We start from the raw sequence: 16,719 nt of genomic DNA, 5'->3' as shown, positions 1-16,719 counted from the left end.
CGTACGAAACCGTCAGCCCTTGTCGGCGATGTCGGCCAGAACGGCGGCGATGGTGCGGACGGGGACGCCCGTGCCGCCCTTGCCGGTGTAGCCCCAGGGGCCGCCGGTGTTGAAGGCGGGGCCCGCGACGTCGATGTGGGCCCACGGCAGGCCCTCGGCCACGAACTCCTTGAGGAACAGGCCGGCCGCGAGCATGCCGCCCCAGCGGTGGCCCGTGACGTTGGCCAGGTCGGCCAGGCGGGAGTCGAGGTCGGCGCGCAGCTCCTCGGGCAGCGGCATGGCCCAGCCGCCCTCGCCGGTGGCCTGCATGATGCCCGCGACGCGGTCGCGGAACTCGTCGGAGCCCATCACGCCGGCGGTGCGGTTGCCGAGCGCCACGACCTGCGCGCCGGTGAGGGTGGCGGTCTCGATGAGGTAGTCGGGGTTCTCCTCGGCGGCGCGCACCATCGCGTCGGCCAGGACCAGGCGGCCCTCGGCGTCGGTGTTGAGGACCTCGACGGTCTTGCCGCCGTACATGGTCAGGACGTCGCCCGGGCGGTAGGAGCTTCCCGAGGGCAGGTTCTCCGCCAGCGGGATGTGCGCGGTGACCTCGAGCGGGTACTTCAGCTTCGCGGCCAGCACGACCGACGCCAGCACCGCGGCGGCACCGGACATGTCCGAGGTCATGTGGTCCATGCCCGCGGCCGGCTTGATCGAGATGCCGCCCGAGTCGAACGTGATGCCCTTGCCGACCAGTGCCACGCGCTTGCTCGCCCTGGCCGGCTTCCAGCCCACGCGCAGCAGGCGCGGCGGACGCTCGGAACCGCCGCCGACGCCCAGGATGCCGCCGAAGCCCTTGCGCTTCAGCTGCTTCTCGTCGAGCACCTCGAAGTCGAGGCCGTTGTCCTCGGCGAGCTTCTTCGCCCGGTCGGCGAACGAGGCCGGGAACAGGTCGTTGGGCGGGGTGTTGATCAGGTCGCGGGTGATGATCACCGACTCCGCGATGGCGGTGGCGGCCTTCAGCGTCGCCTTGTGCTCGCGCGCGGTGCCGTCCTGCGGGCTGACGAAGTCGGCCTTGGCCAGCGGGGCGTCGCCCTTCGAGGAGCGGTACTCGGTGAAGGTGTACGCGCCGAGCGCGGTGCCTTCGACGGCGGCCTGCAGGTCGAGCGCGGAGAGCGTGACGAACGCGCGCTCCGTGCCGGCCAGCGCCCGCGCGGCGGCACCGGCGGCGCGGCGGACCTGCTCGGCCGTCACGGCACCGTCGGTCGCCTTGCCCAGGCCCACGGCCAGCACGACGCCGGCGGCGAGCTTGCCCAGTGTGGGCAGCTTCACGACCTGCTCGGCCTTGCCGGTGGCGCCGAGCGTGGCGAGCACCTCGGCGAGTTTGCCGTCGAACGCGGCGTCGGCGACCGCGGCGCCCGCGGCGAGCACCGGGCCGTCCTCGCCCTGGAGGGTGCCGATCACCACCACGTCGGCGCGGGTCTTGGCGAGCGCCGCCTCGGTGTTCTCGGACAGGGCAAGCTTCGGCACGGTCACTTCTGGCTCCTCGCGCGTTCGCGGTGGTACCGGGCGACGTGCCCGGACGGATCGTGAGCCATGCTAATGACAAGCGCGGCCGGACGTCGGGAGGGGACCATCGTGCGACTCGGGGGCGGGCTCCTCGTGGTGCTGGCGGTGGGAGCCGCCGGGGCCGGCTACTGGGTGCTGGCGGGCGTCGTGCTCGCGGCGATCGCCGCCGGTGTCACGGCCCGGCTGCCCGAGCTCGGCGATACGCAGGCCGAGCGCTGGACCGGCGGGATCACGCGGCTGGCACTGGTGGCCGAGCAGGCGATCGTCTTCGGCGCGTACGTCGTCCCGGCGCAACCCGCGTATGCGGCGGCCGGGCTCGTGGTCGTGGCCGCCGTGGCCGATTTCGCCGGCCTGCGACTGCCCGCCGCCGTGGTCCGCTGGCTCACGATCGTGCTGATCGCCGCCGCGGTGGTGCTGATCGTGCTGTGCGCCGTGGTGGTCCCGGTCGTGACGACCTCGCCGATCGCCGCGCCGGACGTCGCCGGGGTCATCGTGGCGGCGGTGGTCACGCTGCCGTTCCTGCTGCCGGTCGCCGCGGACCGCGTCACCCTTCGCGCGCTGACGCTCGGCGGGCTCGCGGTGCTGGTCACGATCGTCGCGCTCGTGCAGCTCGGCCCGGACCGGCTCGGGCTTTCGGCCACGTCGATCCGCGACCTCCTCTACGCCGCCGACGCGGGTCAGCTGCAGCCGCTGCTCACCGTGGTCGTCGTGCTCGCGACGGTCCCCGCCGCGCTCACCACGTACACCGACGCCCGCGAGCGGTACGCGCCGGACAAGGGCTGGCTCGCCGCCGCGGGAGCCGTCGTCACGCTGGCCGCGGCGCTGTTCGCGACGCCGTACGCGGTGCTGGTCGTGGCCGGGCTCGGCACCGTGCTGGAACTGGTGCTGCGGGCCCGCCGCTACCGTGACGCCCATGCCCGCGAGTGATCACCTCTGGGAGCCGGGGGAGACCGTCGTCGAACGGTTCCTGCGGCCCGACGGCAGCATCGGCCAGCACCACCCCCTGCGCGTGGTTTCCGACGACGGGCAGGTGCTGCTCGGCTGGCTCCCGATGGGCACGCCGATCGTCGGCAGCCGGCTCGCCGACGGCCGCTCGATGCGCGAGGCCCCGCTGGAAGAGCGCTTCCGCGTGCCGCGCGTGCCGGTGCCCGACACGTGGCGCGGCACTTCGACGCTGCGGATGATCCCGGAGGGCCAGTGGTCCTCGGTGTGGTGGTTCTTCGAGCAGGACGGCACGTTCCGCGACTGGTACGTGAACCTCGAGATTCCGCTCGGACGCACCGCGAGCGGCCCGGACCGCATCGACGGCGTGCTCGACGTAGTGGTGACACCGGGTACCGGCTGGCGCTGGGACGACGAGGACGAGGCCGAAGAAGCGCTCGCTGTCGGCCGGCTCACGGCCGGGGAGCTCGACCGGCTGCGCGCGGAGGGGGAGCGGATCGGGGCGCTGGCCGACGCCGGCGCGTTCCCGTTCGACGGCACGCACACGGACTTCCGGCCGGATCCGTCGTGGCCCGCGCCGGAGCTGCCGGCCGCTCTGCTGTGACGCCCGGACCGTGGCTCAGGTCGCGGTGAGCAACAGGATCGCGGCGAGCACGACGTTCACCACGAGCAGGATGATCACCGACCGGGTCGGCAGGTCCCTCGCGAACACCTGGCCGTGGAGGCTGCGCCACCAGTAGACGCCGAAACCGCCCGCGGCGAGGCCGAGGACAGCGCCGAAGCCGCTGCCCAGCAGTGCCCAGCCCACCATGCCGAGCAGGCCGACGCCGAACGTCAGCAGCACCGCGGTCGCGAAGATCTTCACGTCGAGGCCGACGCCCGGCTGTGCGGGTCGGCGTCCCTGGGAGGTTGCTGGGAAGCTCACCTGTCCATCGTAAGGGCATCCGCGTCTCACGCACCGAACGTGCGGGTGTGCGGCGCGTGAAACAGGCGGTCTTCCGACTAACGCGCTTCCGACCAAGCGCTAAAGTTGGGCCATGACGACAGCGACGCACTTCTCCCGAGTCCCGCACCCGAACCCCGCGACTCCCGAGCGCGTCGCCGAAGTACTCGACAAGCCCGGGTTCGGTCTGTACTTCACCGACCACATGGTCACGGTGCGCTGGAGCGAGGAGCGCGGCTGGCACGACGCCAAGGTCGGGCCGTACGAACCGTTCTCCCTCGACCCCGCCACGTCGGTGCTGCACTACGGCCAGGCGATCTTCGAAGGCCTCAAGGCCTACCGCCAGGCCGACGGCACGGTCGCCGCGTTCCGGCCCGAGGCCAACGCCGAGCGCTTCCAGGCCTCGGCCGAGCGCCTCGCGATGCCGCAGCTGCCCGTGGAGGTCTTCCTCGAGTCGCTGCGCGAGCTGATCGCGGTCGACGAGCGCTGGGTGCCGACCCGCAAGGGCGACTCGCTGTACCTGCGGCCGTTCATGATCTCCACCTCGACCGGGCTCGGCGTGAACAAGCCGGCCACCGAGTACCTGTACACGCTCATCGCCTCGCCCGCCGGCTCGTACTTCGCCGGTGGCGTGAAGCCGGTCAGCGTGTGGCTGTCCACGGAGTACGTGCGGGCGGCGCCGGGCGGCACCGGCGCGGCGAAGTGCGCCGGCAACTACGCGGCGTCGTTCGTCGCGCAGGCGCAGGCCGTGGAACAGGGCTGCGACCAGGTGGTGTGGCTCGACGCCGTGGAGCGCCGCTGGGTCGAGGAGATGGGCGGGATGAACCTGTTCTTCGTCTTCGGCTCGGGTTCCGACGCCCGCGTGGTCACGCCGGAGCTGTCCGGCTCTCTGCTGCCGGGCATCACGCGCAAGTCGCTGCTGCAGCTGGCCGAGACCGCGGGTCACCGCGTCGAGGAGCGCCGGATCTCCACCGACGAGTGGGAGAAGGCCGCCGCCTCCGGCGAGCTGACCGAGGTCTTCGCCTGCGGCACCGCGGCGGTGATCACGCCCGTCGGGCACGTGAAGCACGCCGGCGGCGAGTTCACGATCGGCGACGGGCAGCCGGGCCCGATCACCATGAAGCTGCGGGAGGAACTGGTCGGCATGCAGGAAGGCGACCTGGCCTTCCCGGACGGCTGGATGCGTCCGCTGATCTGATCCACTGTGGACACGAAAGGGCCGCCCGGGTTCGTCCCGGGCGGCCCTTTTCGTTGACTGGCTTCAGGAAGCCGGCACCGGCGTGAGCGGGCCGGACACTCCGGACTGCTCGTGCGTGGTCATCTCCGCGAGCACGCGCGCGGCCATCATCAGCAGCGGCAGCGCGGTGACGGCGCCGGTGCCCTCGCCGAGGCGGACGTCGAGGTCGAGCAGCGCGCCGAGGTCGAGGTGCTCCAGCGCGAGGGCGTGGGCGGGCTCGCCGGTGAGCTGGCCGGACATCCACCAGCGGCGCGCACCGGGCGCGAGCTCCTCGGCCACCATCGCCGCCGCGCAGACGACGAGACCGTCGAGGACGACCGGGGTACGGCGGACGGCCGCCTGGGCCAGGAAACCCGCCATGGCGGCGATGTCGGCGCCGCTGGAGGTGCGCAGCAGGGCCAGCGGGTCGGCGAGGACGACGCGGGCGCGGCGCAGCGCGTCGCGCACGGCGGTGGCCTTGCGCATCCACGCGTTGTCGTCGATGCCCGAACCGCGCCCGACCACGGCCACGGGCTCGGTGCCGGTGAGCGCGGCGACCAGCACGGACGCCGGGGTGCTGTTGCCGATGCCCAGGTCGCCCGCGATGAGGAGATCGGCGCCGCCGTCCACCTCGGCGTCGGCGACCTTGATGCCGGCCAGCACGGCCGCGCGCACCTCGTCGTCGGTGAGGGCGTCCTCGACGTCGATCGAGCCGGAGCCGCGGCGGACCTTGTACTCGCCGATGGAGCGCATGGCCGACTCTTCGGTGTCCACGGCCATGTCGACCACGCGCACGCTGGCGCCGGCTGCGGCGGCGAGCACGTTGATGGCCGCGCCGCCGGTCAGCATCGTGCCGACGAGCTGCGACGTGACCTCCGCCGGATACGCGGACACGCCCTTCTTCGCGATGCCGTGGTCGCCGGCGAACACCACGACCCGGGGCCGCGTGAACGGCCGCGGCGGCGCCTGGCCCTGGCACGACGAGATCCACACGCCGAGCTCCTCGAGCCGCCCCAGCGACCCCGCGGGCTTCACGAGCTTGCCGTGCAGGGCGATCGCCGCCGACCGGGCCTGGTCGCTGGGTGGTTCGATCTCGCCGAACTCGATGCTGGTGTCCGCGTCCACGCCAGGCCTTTCTCTCGCGGGAGTCCTCACGGGTCAACCTACCGGCCGCCGGAGAAAAAACTTCCGCGACCGTGTCGAACCGCGGCGGTACCGTTCGACGCGTCTTCGAGAGCCGCCCAGCAGGGGCGGAACCGGACGGAGGGGAGCCCCCGATGGGCAGGATCGTCAACGCCACGTTCATGACGCTCGACGGCGACATCACCAATATGGCCGCCTGGCACTGGGACTACTTCAGTGAGGAGGCCACCGCCGCCGCGCAGGCACAGCTCGACCGCAGCGACGCCCTCATCATGGGCCGCAAGACCTACGACGGGTTCTCCGCCGCGTGGCCGCAGCGGAGCGGCACCGACCTGTTCGCCGACCGGATGAACTCGATCGACAAGTACGTCGTCTCCTCGTCGCTGACCGATCCCCAGTGGACGAACAGCCACGTGCTCGGCGGTGCCGACGGCGACGCCGTGGCCGCGGTGCGTGAGGTCAAGGAGCGCACCGACCGCGACATCCTGCAGTACGGCTTCGGCGACGTCACCCGGCTGCTGCTGGCCAACGGCCTGCTCGACGAGCTGCGCGTGTGGCTGCACCCCGTGATCTCCGGCGCGGCCAAGCCCGACGAGCTGATTTACCGCGACACCGCGAGGGCGAACTTCACGTTCAACGGCAGCGAAGTGTTCGGCAACGGGATGGTGATCCTCAGCTACACCCCGGCGAACGCGGCCCAGTAGGGTCGCCGACCGTGGAGACGACAGCGGCAGGGGTCGTGCTGGCCAGCGGCGCCGGCACGAGGGTCGGCGCGGCGCTCAACAAGGTGTACCTGCCGATGGCGGGCCGCCGGGTCGTGGCGTGGTCGCTGGCGGCGTTCGCCGCGGTGCCCGAGGTCGGCGTGCTGGTGCTCGTGATCCGCGAGCAGGACACCGAGCTGGCCGACGAGGTGCTGGCCGGGCACCCGGGGAAGGTCGAGGTCGTCACCGGGGGTGCGACGCGGCAGGGGTCCGAGCTGAACGCCCTGCGCCACCTCGCCCCGCGCATCGAGTCGGGCGCCGTCGACGCCGTGCTGATCCACGACGCCGCCCGCCCGCTCGCGACCCCGGCGCTGATCGGCGACGTCCTCGCCAGGACCCGCGAGTTCGGCGGCGCCGTGCCGGGACTGGCCGCCGACGACGTGGTCTCGATGGCCGCCGACGGTTCGGTCGCCGCGCCGCTGCCGGGCGCGATCCGCGTGCAGACGCCGCAGGGCTTCCTCGCCGCGCCGCTGCTGGCGGCCTACGAGCAGGCCGAAACCGAGGGCTTCCTGGGCACGGACACGGCTTCGTGCATGGAACGGTTCTCCGCGCTGCCGGTGCACTGGGTGCCCGGCGGCGCGGAGAACCTGAAGATCACCTACCCGCACGACCTCGCGGTGGCCGAGCGGTTGCTCTCCCGCTGAGCAGGCTGCCCAGCGGGAGAGATCACAGCGCCGGGCTGCGGGTCAGCGACGCGTCGCGCTCGACGACGGACTCGAGGGCCTCGTCGATCGCCGCCATCAGGTCGTCGTCCACCTTCACGCCGGCGGCCTTGACGTTCTCGTGCACCTGCTCCGGGCGGGAGGCGCCGATGATCGCCGAGGCGACGTTCGGGTTCTGCAGGACCCACGCCACGGCCAGCTGCGCCATGCTCAGCCCGGCCTGCGCGGCCAGCGGCTCCAGCTTGGCGACCGCGGTCAGCGTCTCGTCGTTGAGGAAACGCTTGACCATGTTCGCGCCGCCGTTCTCGTCGGTCGCGCGCGAACCCTCCGGCAGGGGCCGGCCCGCCTTGTACTTGCCGGTGAGCACGCCCTGCGCGATCGGCGACCAGACGATCTGGCTCAGCCCCTCGCGCTCGGACGCCGGCACGACCTGCGACTCGATGACGCGCCACAGCATCGAGTACTGCGGCTGGTTGGAGATGAACGGCACCTTCAGCTCACGCGCGAGCGCCGCGCCCTGCGTGATCTGGTCGGCCGACCACTCCGAGACGCCCACGTAGAGCACCTTGCCCTGGCGGACCAGGTCGGAGAAGGCGAGCATCGTCTCTTCCAGCGGGGTGCCGTGGTCGAAGCGGTGCGCCTGGTAGAGGTCGAGGTAGTCGGTGCCGAGCCGCTGCAGGGACGCGGTGGCCGACTCCAGGATGTGCTTGCGCGAGAGGCCCTTGTCGTTCTGGCCCTTCGGCCCCGTGGGCCAGAACACCTTCGTGAAGATCTCGAGGCTCTCCCGGCGCTGGCCCTTCAGGCCGCGCCCGAGCACGGACTCCGCCGCCGTGTTGGCGTACGTGTCGGCCGTGTCGAAGGTCGTGATGCCGGCGTCGAGCGCCGCCTTGATACAGGCCTGGGCCTGCTCCTCTTCGACCTGGGACCCGTGGGTGAGCCAGTTGCCGTAGGAGATCTCACTGATGTTGAGGCCGCTGCGGCCGAGTCGTCGAAACTCCATGCCGCTCAGCCTAGGCGGAGGTTGTTCGCCTTGCTAACGAACCTCCCCGATCGGGCAGTGGTGGTGCTCACGGGTGGTCGGCGCCGCCGTTCAAGGTGCGTTCACAGCGCTCACCGGGTGCTCGCCGGCAGGAAGCCGGATACGACAACGGCCGCCTCACCTGCGAAGGTGTGGCGGCCGTCACGAAAGCGCTCAGCCGGGGATCGGGTCGCCCGGGCGCAGACGCGGCTTCGGGACCCGCAGCTTGCGGATCTGGCTCGCGCGCACGAAGGCGTACCAGCCGACGCCGCGGGTGGGCTCCTTCGGGAACCGCTCGCGGGCGAGGCGGGAGATCTTGCGGCCGTTGACCACGCCCTCGATGGCCATGACCAGCAGCATCGCCATGCAGATGAGGGTGATGTACTGCTGCGCCGCGGGCACCGGGATCAGCAGCGCGAGGAACACGAGGATCGCAAGCGGCATGAACAGGCCCAGAATGTTGCGGCGGGAGTCCACGAGGTCGCGCACGTACGCCTTGACCGGGCCGCGGTCGCGCACGGGCAGGTACTTGTCGTCACCCGACATCATGCGTTCGCGGCGCTCCTTGGCGGCAGCCCGGCGGTCGTCCTTGCTGACCGGGTTCTCCTTGCGGAGCTGCTTGTTGCGCTTCATCGCCTCGCGCATGCTGGTGGGCGGCGGGGCGACCGGTCCACGCTTGCGCCCTTCCGCTTCCCGCCGCGACGGTGTCGCCCGGCCTTTGCCCGGCGTATACGCCTTCCCGGTGGTCGACGCGGGGTCGACGACGTCGGCGTCGACGTCGTCGGCGGGGGTCTTGGTGGTGCTTCGGCGCAGGAACCTCACCTCACCAGGGTATTGCAGGCGTCACGACGATGTTCGGCAGGTCGTGCGATGTGCGACGATGGAGGGGGAACAGATCGGGTACCCGGAGAGTTGAACTGTTTCGGACGAGAAGTACCCGCAGTGAGTTCGACCTAGAGGGAGTGCCATGACGACCGCTGAGCAGACCGGTGCGGCGCAGGCCGAGACCGCCGAGGAGACCCACGGCGTGACATTGACCGACGCCGCGGCGGTCAAGGCGAAGGCCCTGCTCGAGCAGGAGGGCCGCGACGACATGCACCTGCGCATCGCCGTCCAGCCCGGTGGCTGCGCGGGCCTGCGCTACCAGCTGTTCTTCGACGAGCGCGAGCTCGACGGTGACCTCTTCCGCGACTTCGACGGTCTGCGCGTGGCGGTCGACCGGATGAGCGCTCCGTACGTGTCCGAGGCTGTGATCGACTTCGTCGACTCGATCGAGAAGCAGGGCTTCACGATCGACAACCCGAACGCGACCGGCTCGTGCGCGTGCGGTGACAGCTTCCACTGAGCCGCGCGCTCGGTCAGCAAGCACAGATCAGTCAGCAAGCAAAGACACGAAGAAGGGCCCCAGCCGACTCGGCCGGGGCCCTTCTTCGTGCTCGGAGGCGGGGTGCCGGGGCCTCAGACGTAGGCGTCGAGGTCGGCGACCTGCGCGTGGCAAGCATCGTCGACCTGCCACGGCCGCGCGGCCCGCGGGTGCGGCATCCGGTCGGTCGTGAGTCCCTCGCTGCGGAGCGCGGACGGGATGTGGGCGCAGTCGGCGATGAGCTCGCCGAGGTCTTCCGGTTCAGTGGCCGTGTTCACTTCCGTAACGCTATTGATCCTTCAGCGACTGGGAAAGCGGTACCAGCCGGTAGTGTCGGCCGAGGCGCGGGAACTACCCGGACGGGTCATGACCTGCGGGTAACCACGCCAGAGTCGCACGCACACGACAGCCAGAGGAGAACCGGTGGCAGACAAGGCCAGGATCGCCGTGTCCGGCAGCATCGCAACCGATCACCTGATGCACTTCCCCGGCAGGTTCGCCGAGCAGCTCGTGAAGGAACAGCTCCACCGGGTGTCCCTGAGCTTCCTGGCCGACGACCTCGTCGTCCGCCGCGGCGGCATCGGCGCCAACATCGCGTTCGGCCTCGGCGTGCTGGGCGTGAACCCCGTGCTCGTGGGTGCCGTGGGCTCCGACTGGGCCGACTACGCGTCGTGGCTGGAGCGCCATGGCGTGGACACCTCCGGGGTGCTCGTGTCCGAGGTCGCGCACACCGCGCGGTTCGTGTGCACCACCGACGAGGACCTGTGCCAGATCGCGACCTTCTACGCCGGCGCCATGGCCGAGTCGCGCAACATCGAGCTCAAGCCCATCGCCGACCGCACCGGCGAGTTGAGCCTCGTGCTGATCAGCCCGGACGACCCCGAGGGCATGGTCCGCCACGCGCAGGAGTGCCGCCAGCGCGGCTACACCTTCGCTGTCGACCCCTCGCAGCAGCTGGCCCGCATGGACGGCGCCCAGGTGCGCGACTTCATCGCGGGCGCCAAGTACCTGTTCAGCAACGACTACGAGTGGGAGCTGCTGCTCCAGAAGTCGGGCTGGACCGAGGCCGACGTGCTTGAGCGCGTGGGCATGCGCATCACGACGCTGGGCGAGAAGGGCGTGGAGATCATCGGCCGCGACGGCCTCGCCCTGCAGATCGGCGCCGTCCCGGAGCGCGGCAAGGCCGACCCGACGGGCGTCGGCGACGGCTTCCGCGCCGGCTTCCTCGCCGCGCTCGAAGGCGGCCTGGAGCTGGAGCGCGCCGCGCAGCTCGGCTCGCTCATCGCCGTGCTGGTCCTGGAGACCGTCGGCACGCAGGAGTGGATCTTCGACCGCACCGACGCCCTGGCCCGCCTCGGCGACGCGTTCGGCCCGGAAGCGGCGGACGAGATCGCCACGGTGCTGCCCGCCTGACGCACCTCACGACTGTGGCCGCCCCGAACGTCCGGGGCGGCCACAGTCGTGTCCGGGGTCGTCGCGGAACCGCTGCCGGACGGCGTCCGGGGTGACGTTGGCCACCCCGGACGCCGGAAGCTCAGAGCTTCACCGGGTACACCGGCTCCGGAATCTCCGGCTTGATGCGGTGCTCGACGAAGATGCCGTGCCACAGCATGAACACCAGCAGCGCCCAGATCTGGCGGCTGCGGTCGAGCTGGCCGGCCTTGTGCTCCTCCAGCAGGCGCAGCACGGCGGGCTTGTCGAGCAGCTCGTCGGTCTTCGAATCGTTGATGATGCCGCGCGCCCAGTCGTACATCTCGTTGCGCAGCCACAGGCGGATCGGCACGGGGAAGCCGAGCTTGCGGCGGTTGAGCACGTGGGCGGGGATGATCTTCGCGAGTGCCTGGCGCAGCGCGTACTTCGTGGTGCCGTGCGCGAGTTTCTGGTCCAGGGGAATGGAAGCGGCGACCTTGAACACCTCGGCGTCGAGGAACGGCACGCGCAGCTCCAGCGAGTTGGCCATGGTGACCTTGTCGGCCTTCACGAGGATGTCGCCGCGCAGCCAGGTGAACAGGTCCACGTGCTGCATGCGCGCCACCGGGTCCCAGCCGCGCGAGATGTCGTACCAGGGCGCGGTGACGTCCTTGAAGCCCACACCGTCCTGATAGGTCCGCAGCACGTTGCGCAACTGGTCGTCACGGAAGTTGCGGGCGTTGCCGTAGTAACGGTCCTCCAGCGGCAGCGCGCCGCGGCGCAGCAAGTCCTTGCCCCGCGTGCCTTCCGGGATCTTCGTGGACACCTTGCCGATGAGCTTGCGCACACCGCCGGGCACCTTTTCGAACGGTGCCAGCGAAATCGGCTCGTTGTAGATCGTGTAGCCGCCGAACAGCTCGTCGGCGCCCTCGCCGGAAAGCACGGCCTTCACGTGCTTGCGGGCCTCGCGCGCGATGAACCACAGGGGCACCAGCGCCGGGTCGGCCACCGGGTCGTCGAGGTACCAGACGATGAGCGGCAGGGCCTCCATCATCTCGTCGGCGGAAACCGTGCGCACCACGTGCTTCACGCCGATCGCCGCGGCCGACTCGGCGGCCACGTCCACTTCGGAGTAACCCTCGCGCTCGAACCCGGTGGTGAACGCGATGAGGTTCGGGTTGTGCTCCTTCGCCAGCGTCGCCGTGGCCGTGGAGTCGATGCCGCCGGACAGGAACGCGCCGACCGTCACGTCCGGGTCGGAGATCATGTGCTTGCCCACCGAGTCGCGCATCACATTCGCGATGCGCTCGTACAGCGCTTCGGCCTCACCGGCGCCGTTCACCGGCTTCGCCGCGAACTGCGGGTGGAAGTAGCGGGTGAACTCGACCTGCCCGCCCGGCACCACGCGGAACGAGGTGCCCGACTCGACGCGGCGCACCGCCGTGTGCAGCGACTCGGGCTCCGGCACGTACTGCAGCACCAGGTAGTGCTGCAGGGCCTTGCGGTCCAGCTCCTGGGCCACGCCGAGCGTGTCGGTGAGCTCCAGCAGGCTCTTCTTCTCGCTGGAGAACGCGACGCCGCCGGGGCCGGCGGCGTAGAACAGCGGCTTGATGCCGAACGGGTCCCGCGCGCCGAACACGACCTTCTCGGCGGAGTCCCAGATCATGAAGGCGAACATGCCGCGCAGCTTCTTCACCGCGTCGGCGCCCAGGTAGTGGTACGCCGCGACGATCGCCTCGCCGTCGCCCTCGGTCTCGAACTTCGCGCCGAACTTTTCAGCCAGCTCTTCGCGCAGCTCACGGTAGTTGTAGATCTCGCCGTTGAAGTTCATCGTGTAGCGGCCCGGCGCCTCCGGCGGACCCCAATGCAGCGGCTGGTGGGCGTGGTCGACGTCGATGAACGCCAGCCGGTTGAAGCCGTAGACGACCTCGCCGTCGGCCCAGGTGTCCTGCTCGTCGGGGCCGCGGTGGCGCTGGCAGCGCATCGCCGTGCCCACGGCTTCACGGGCGTTCGCCGCGTCGGTCTCGGTGCCGCAGATCAGTCCAAGCAGGCCGCACACGCGTACTCACACACCTCAGGGTCTTCGCCGGTCCGGGGAAGGGCCCAGTATGCCGCGAACCGTGCACCGCGGACCGCATCGGGTGGACGCGCGCGCGTTGTGGTCACCCCTTGGACAGCGGGAACCGTGAACTCGGCTAGGCTCCGCCTGTCACGAAGATCGGTCGAGGAGGCTCTGGGTGAAAGGGCGAGGCGCAGTGGGAAAACCAGCGCACACCCCACGGGGTAAGCGAGTCGGCCGCGTCGCTGCGCTGGCCGCGCTGGTGGCGCTGACCGCGACGGGCTGCTCCGGGGACGCGATCCTCCGATTCGGCTGGCCGGTCGGGGTCACCCCGCAGGCCGAAGAGATGCAGAACCTCTGGACGTGGACGGTCGTCGCCGCGCTCGCCGTCGGTGTCATCGTGTGGGCCCTGATCTTCTGGACCGCGACGTTCCACCGCAAGAAGAAGAACTCCGCGGTCGAGGGACCCGACGACCTCCCGCGGCAGTTCCAGTACAACATCCCGCTCGAGATCTTCACGGTCGTCGTCCCGACGATCATGGTCTGTGTGCTGTTCTTCTTCACCGCGACGACCGAGAGCAACGTCCTGGACAAGAAGCCCGACCCGGACGTGACCGTCGACGTGGTGGCCTTCCAGTGGAACTGGGAGTTCAAGTACGACGACGCGAACGCGAAGCGCCCGGACGGCACCCAGGTCAGCACCGTCGGTTCCTCCGGCGAGATCCCGCTGCTGGTGCTCCCCACGAACAAGACGATCGAGTACCGCCTGCGGTCCACCGACGTCATCCACTCGTTCTGGGTCCCGGAGTTCCACTTCAAGCGCGACGTCTTCCCGGACCCCGAGAAGAACAACCAGGACAGCTCCTTCCAGAACTCGATCGACCGCGAAGGCTCCTTCGTCGGCCGGTGCGCGGAACTCTGCGGCACGTACCACTCGGTGATGAACTTCGAGGTCCGCGCGCTCTCGCCGGACAAGTACGACCAGTACATCAAGCTGCGCACGGAAACGAACCCGAAGACGGGCCTGCCGAACACGGCTTCCGAGGCGCTGACGGCGATGAACTGCGGCGAGCTTTGCACCCCGCACTCGGTGACCACGCAGCCGTTCAACACCGACCGCACCGCGCGCACCGCGTCCAACTGACCGGTTCCGGCGAACCAGAGGAGTAGGGGAGAAAGTCCCATGAAGGTCGAAGCCCGGATTTTCTACATGGTGGCGGCGTTCGCCGTCGTCATGGCCGTCATCTACTGGGTCATGACCGCCCTCTACGCGACCGACCAGAAGGCCGAGCCCGTCGGCATCGTCTCGCTCTTCCTGACCGGTGGTCTCGCGTTCCTCGCGGGCAGCTACATGCAGTTCGTGTCCCGCCGGATCGAACCGCGCCCCGAGGACCGCGAGGACGCCGAGATCAGCGACGGTGCGGGCGAGCTCGGCTTCTTCAGCCCGGGCAGCTACTGGCCGATCGCCATGGCGGCCTCGGCCGCGCTGGGTGGTCTCGCGCTCGCGTTCTTCCACATCTGGCTGCTGGTCATGGCGCTCGTCGCCCTGCTCATCGCCGTGGGCGGGCTGGTGTTCGAGTACCACACGGGTCCGAACCACGAGTGACGCTTTCCCCGGTCGTTCGCGACCGGGGCCTGCCGCCGCGCTGGGGTGCCAGCGCGGCGGCGAGCACCGCCAGCATTCCCAGGCCCTCCGGCCACGACAGCCGGTGGCCGAACGCCAGCACGTCCACCACCACCGCGACCACCGGGTACAGGTAGGACAGCAGCGCCACCGTCGTGGTGGGCAGGTTGCCGATGCTCGCGTACATCAGCACGTACATCACCGCCGTGTGCACGGTGCCGAGCAGCACCAGCCACAGCAGCCCCGGAACCGAGTGCGGTAGCGGCGTGAACGCCAGCGCCGGGGCCAGCAGCACCGTCCCCACCGCCAGCTGCACCGCCGCGAGCAGGTGCGGGCGCACGTGGGTGAGCTGCTTCGCCACGAACGACGTGCCGGCGTAGAGCACCGCCGCGCCCAGCGCGAGCGCGATCCCCGCGAACCGCACCGGTTGCCCGTCGTCGCCGTGGGCCGAGAGGGAGATCACCACCACGCCGGCGAACGCGACGCCCGCCCGGGCCAGGTGCGTCTTCGCGACTTTTTCACCCAGGAACGCCGCCGCCAGACCCACCAGGATGAGCGGCTGCGTGTGGTAGACGACGGTGCTCACGCCGATCGACGACAGCGTGTACGACGTGAACAGCAGCACCCAGTTGGCCACCAGCAGCACGCCGCCCAGCGCGGCCAGCAGCAGGTCACGCAAGGACGGTCGCCAGCTGCGCAGATAGCCGCGCGCGAGGCACCACACCACGAGCAGGACACCGCCGACGAGACAGCGGGCGAACGCGACGGCGGGCGCGGCGGCACCGCTTTCCAGCACTACCGCGCCGATCGTGCCCGACAGGGCCATGGCAGCCGACCACTGCAGGACCGGGCGGGTTTCGGGGTTCTTCATGCCTCACAGATTCGGCCCGCGAGGCCCCCGCGAACAGTGTCAGAGATGACAACGACCGCAAAACTTGTGACACGCTGGGGTGCGTGGATGTGCAACGGGTCGCGGTGGTGCTGGCCGACCGGGTCTCACCGTTCGAGCTGGGCGTCGCGTGCGAGGTGTTCGGCACCGACCGCAGTGCGGACGGAATCGAGGGCTGGGAGTTCGGCGTGTGCTCGCCGAAGGGGTCCGAAAACCACACAGTGGACACCTGGTCCGGTTTCGGGCTCACGGGACTGTCCGGATTGGACTTCGCCGCGACGGCCGATCTGCTGATCGTGCCGACGTGCGAACCGCGCACGATGGCGCCGCCGGAACCGGTTCTTGAGGTCCTCCGTGACGCCCGGGAGCGCGGCGCGTGGGTCGCCGGGTTCTGCGCCGGCGTGTTCTCCCTCGGCTACGTGGGCCTGCTCGACGGCCGGCGCTGCACCGTGCACTGGGTGTACGAACAGGACTTCCGCCGGCTCTTCCCGAAGGCTCTCGTGGACCCGCAGGCGCTGTACGCGGACGACGACGGCGTGTCGACGAGCGCGGGCACCGTCGCGGCCGTGGACCTGTGCCTGCACCTCGTGCGGCGGCTGCGCGGCGTCGCGGCGGCCACCACGCTCGCGCGGCGGATGGTCGCGGCCCCGCACCGCGCGGGCGGGCAGGCGCAGTTCGTCGAGGCACCGCTGCCCGCCACCGCCTCGCCGGACGACGCCGTGGTCGCCGAGGCGCTGGAGTGGGTGGAACGGCGGCTGGACCGGCCGTTCACCGTCGCGGAGCTCGCGCGCCGCAGCGGGCTGGGGGAGCGGACGTTCCTGCGCCGGTTCTCCGCCGCCACGGGCACCACGCCGCACCGCTGGCTCACCGAACGCCGGCTCGACCGCGCGCAGGCGCTGCTGGAGGAGGGCCGGCTGTCCGTCGAGGACATCGCGACGGCCTGCGGCTACGCCTCAGCGGCCGCGCTGCGCCACCAGTTCACGCGCCTGCGGGCGACCACCCCGAGCGCCTACCGTGCGGCCTTCCAGGGCTCCTGAGCGCGTTTCTCTCTTGCCCCAACCACCCCAATGTGGCGGGGGGGGGGGGGGGTGCCTTCATCCCGCCCCACGTCTGTTTTTTATTTTTTACTGGGGGGTGTGGG

18 protein-coding genes are annotated in these 16,719 nt (G+C 70.7%); 10 read left to right on the top strand and 8 right to left on the bottom strand.

Annotated elements, in window-relative coordinates:
- Positions 1-12 precede the first annotated feature (12 nt).
- Positions 13-1,515 carry a leucyl aminopeptidase gene (locus tag ABZU76_RS49720; protein WP_354884946.1) on the bottom strand — a complete coding sequence of 501 codons (1,503 nt, stop codon included), beginning with the start codon at positions 1,513-1,515 and terminating at the stop codon, positions 13-15.
- Between the two features lie 102 nt (positions 1,516-1,617).
- Between ABZU76_RS49720 and ABZU76_RS49715 the strand changes: the two genes are divergently transcribed.
- Complete coding sequence (locus tag ABZU76_RS49715) at positions 1,618-2,475, top strand: sulfatase (protein ID WP_354884943.1); 858 nt, start codon at positions 1,618-1,620, stop codon at positions 2,473-2,475.
- The gene (locus ABZU76_RS49710; protein WP_354884940.1) at positions 2,462-3,094 is read left to right on the top strand and encodes a DUF402 domain-containing protein; all 633 of its coding nucleotides are present in this window, start codon (positions 2,462-2,464) and stop codon (positions 3,092-3,094) included. Before ABZU76_RS49715 ends, ABZU76_RS49710 begins: the two co-directional genes overlap by 14 nt.
- A gap of 15 nt (positions 3,095-3,109) precedes the next feature.
- Here ABZU76_RS49710 and ABZU76_RS49705 read toward each other — a convergent pair whose 3' ends face one another.
- Complete coding sequence (locus ABZU76_RS49705) at positions 3,110-3,415, bottom strand: SoxR reducing system RseC family protein (protein ID WP_220237933.1); 306 nt, start codon at positions 3,413-3,415, stop codon at positions 3,110-3,112.
- A gap of 112 nt (positions 3,416-3,527) precedes the next feature.
- Between ABZU76_RS49705 and ABZU76_RS49700 the strand changes: the two genes are divergently transcribed.
- On the top strand, positions 3,528-4,631 hold the full coding sequence (locus ABZU76_RS49700) for a branched-chain amino acid aminotransferase (RefSeq protein ID WP_354884936.1): 1,104 nt from the start codon (positions 3,528-3,530) through the stop codon (positions 4,629-4,631).
- Positions 4,632-4,694: 63 nt separating this feature from the next.
- On the opposite strand, the gene cobT is transcribed toward ABZU76_RS49700, so the two are convergent.
- Positions 4,695-5,774 (bottom strand): nicotinate-nucleotide--dimethylbenzimidazole phosphoribosyltransferase, encoded by a 1,080-nt coding sequence (gene cobT, locus ABZU76_RS49695; protein ID WP_354884933.1) that lies wholly within the window; start codon positions 5,772-5,774, stop codon positions 4,695-4,697.
- Positions 5,775-5,926: 152 nt separating this feature from the next.
- On the opposite strand from cobT, the gene ABZU76_RS49690 reads away from it, so the two are divergent.
- The gene (locus ABZU76_RS49690) at positions 5,927-6,496 is read left to right on the top strand and encodes a dihydrofolate reductase family protein (protein ID WP_354884931.1); all 570 of its coding nucleotides are present in this window, start codon (positions 5,927-5,929) and stop codon (positions 6,494-6,496) included.
- 11 nt (positions 6,497-6,507) lie between these two features.
- Positions 6,508-7,197, top strand: a complete 690-nt coding sequence (locus tag ABZU76_RS49685; protein ID WP_354884928.1) for an IspD/TarI family cytidylyltransferase — start codon at positions 6,508-6,510, stop codon at positions 7,195-7,197.
- A 22-nt stretch (positions 7,198-7,219) separates the two neighbouring features.
- On the opposite strand, the gene ABZU76_RS49680 is transcribed toward ABZU76_RS49685, so the two are convergent.
- Both ABZU76_RS49680 and ABZU76_RS49675 read right to left on the bottom strand, forming a co-directional pair.
- Positions 7,220-8,215, bottom strand: a complete 996-nt coding sequence (locus ABZU76_RS49680) for an aldo/keto reductase family protein (RefSeq protein ID WP_354884925.1) — start codon at positions 8,213-8,215, stop codon at positions 7,220-7,222.
- Between the two features lie 192 nt (positions 8,216-8,407).
- Positions 8,408-9,055: a DUF3043 domain-containing protein gene (locus ABZU76_RS49675; RefSeq protein WP_220237939.1), complete on the bottom strand. Its 648-nt coding sequence runs from the start codon at positions 9,053-9,055 to the stop codon at positions 8,408-8,410.
- Positions 9,056-9,200: 145 nt separating this feature from the next.
- On the opposite strand from ABZU76_RS49675, the gene ABZU76_RS49670 reads away from it, so the two are divergent.
- Entirely contained in the window at positions 9,201-9,578 is a 378-nt protein-coding gene (locus ABZU76_RS49670; RefSeq protein ID WP_220237940.1) for an iron-sulfur cluster assembly accessory protein, read from the top strand.
- Between the two features lie 113 nt (positions 9,579-9,691).
- Here ABZU76_RS49670 and ABZU76_RS49665 read toward each other — a convergent pair whose 3' ends face one another.
- Positions 9,692-9,874: a hypothetical protein gene (locus ABZU76_RS49665; RefSeq protein WP_220237941.1), complete on the bottom strand. Its 183-nt coding sequence runs from the start codon at positions 9,872-9,874 to the stop codon at positions 9,692-9,694.
- Positions 9,875-10,019: 145 nt separating this feature from the next.
- Here ABZU76_RS49665 and ABZU76_RS49660 point away from each other — a divergent pair, with 145 nt between their 5' ends.
- Entirely contained in the window at positions 10,020-11,009 is a 990-nt protein-coding gene (locus ABZU76_RS49660; RefSeq protein WP_354884920.1) for a carbohydrate kinase family protein, read from the top strand.
- A 121-nt stretch (positions 11,010-11,130) separates the two neighbouring features.
- Here the strand turns inward: ABZU76_RS49660 and asnB are convergent, their stop codons facing one another.
- On the bottom strand, positions 11,131-13,065 hold the full coding sequence (gene asnB / locus ABZU76_RS49655; protein ID WP_354884918.1) for an asparagine synthase (glutamine-hydrolyzing): 1,935 nt from the start codon (positions 13,063-13,065) through the stop codon (positions 11,131-11,133).
- Between the two features lie 196 nt (positions 13,066-13,261).
- On the opposite strand from asnB, the gene coxB reads away from it, so the two are divergent.
- Positions 13,262-14,209, top strand: a complete 948-nt coding sequence (gene coxB, locus ABZU76_RS49650) for a cytochrome c oxidase subunit II (protein WP_354884915.1) — start codon at positions 13,262-13,264, stop codon at positions 14,207-14,209.
- 39 nt (positions 14,210-14,248) lie between these two features.
- Positions 14,249-14,671, top strand: a complete 423-nt coding sequence (locus ABZU76_RS49645) for a cytochrome c oxidase subunit 4 (protein WP_220237945.1) — start codon at positions 14,249-14,251, stop codon at positions 14,669-14,671.
- On the opposite strand, the gene ABZU76_RS49640 is transcribed toward ABZU76_RS49645, so the two are convergent.
- Complete coding sequence (locus tag ABZU76_RS49640; protein WP_354884912.1) at positions 14,616-15,560, bottom strand: DMT family transporter; 945 nt, start codon at positions 15,558-15,560, stop codon at positions 14,616-14,618. The genes ABZU76_RS49645 and ABZU76_RS49640 overlap by 56 nt on opposite strands.
- An 83-nt stretch (positions 15,561-15,643) precedes the next feature.
- Between ABZU76_RS49640 and ABZU76_RS49635 the strand changes: the two genes are divergently transcribed.
- The gene (locus ABZU76_RS49635; protein WP_354884909.1) at positions 15,644-16,615 is read left to right on the top strand and encodes a helix-turn-helix domain-containing protein; all 972 of its coding nucleotides are present in this window, start codon (positions 15,644-15,646) and stop codon (positions 16,613-16,615) included.
- The last annotated feature ends 104 nt before the right edge of the window (positions 16,616-16,719 follow it).

It is taken from the genome of Amycolatopsis sp. NPDC005232, from assembly GCF_040607795.1.
Lineage (GTDB): Bacteria > Actinomycetota > Actinomycetes > Mycobacteriales > Pseudonocardiaceae > Amycolatopsis.
This window is presented reverse-complemented; position numbering and strand designations above follow the sequence as displayed.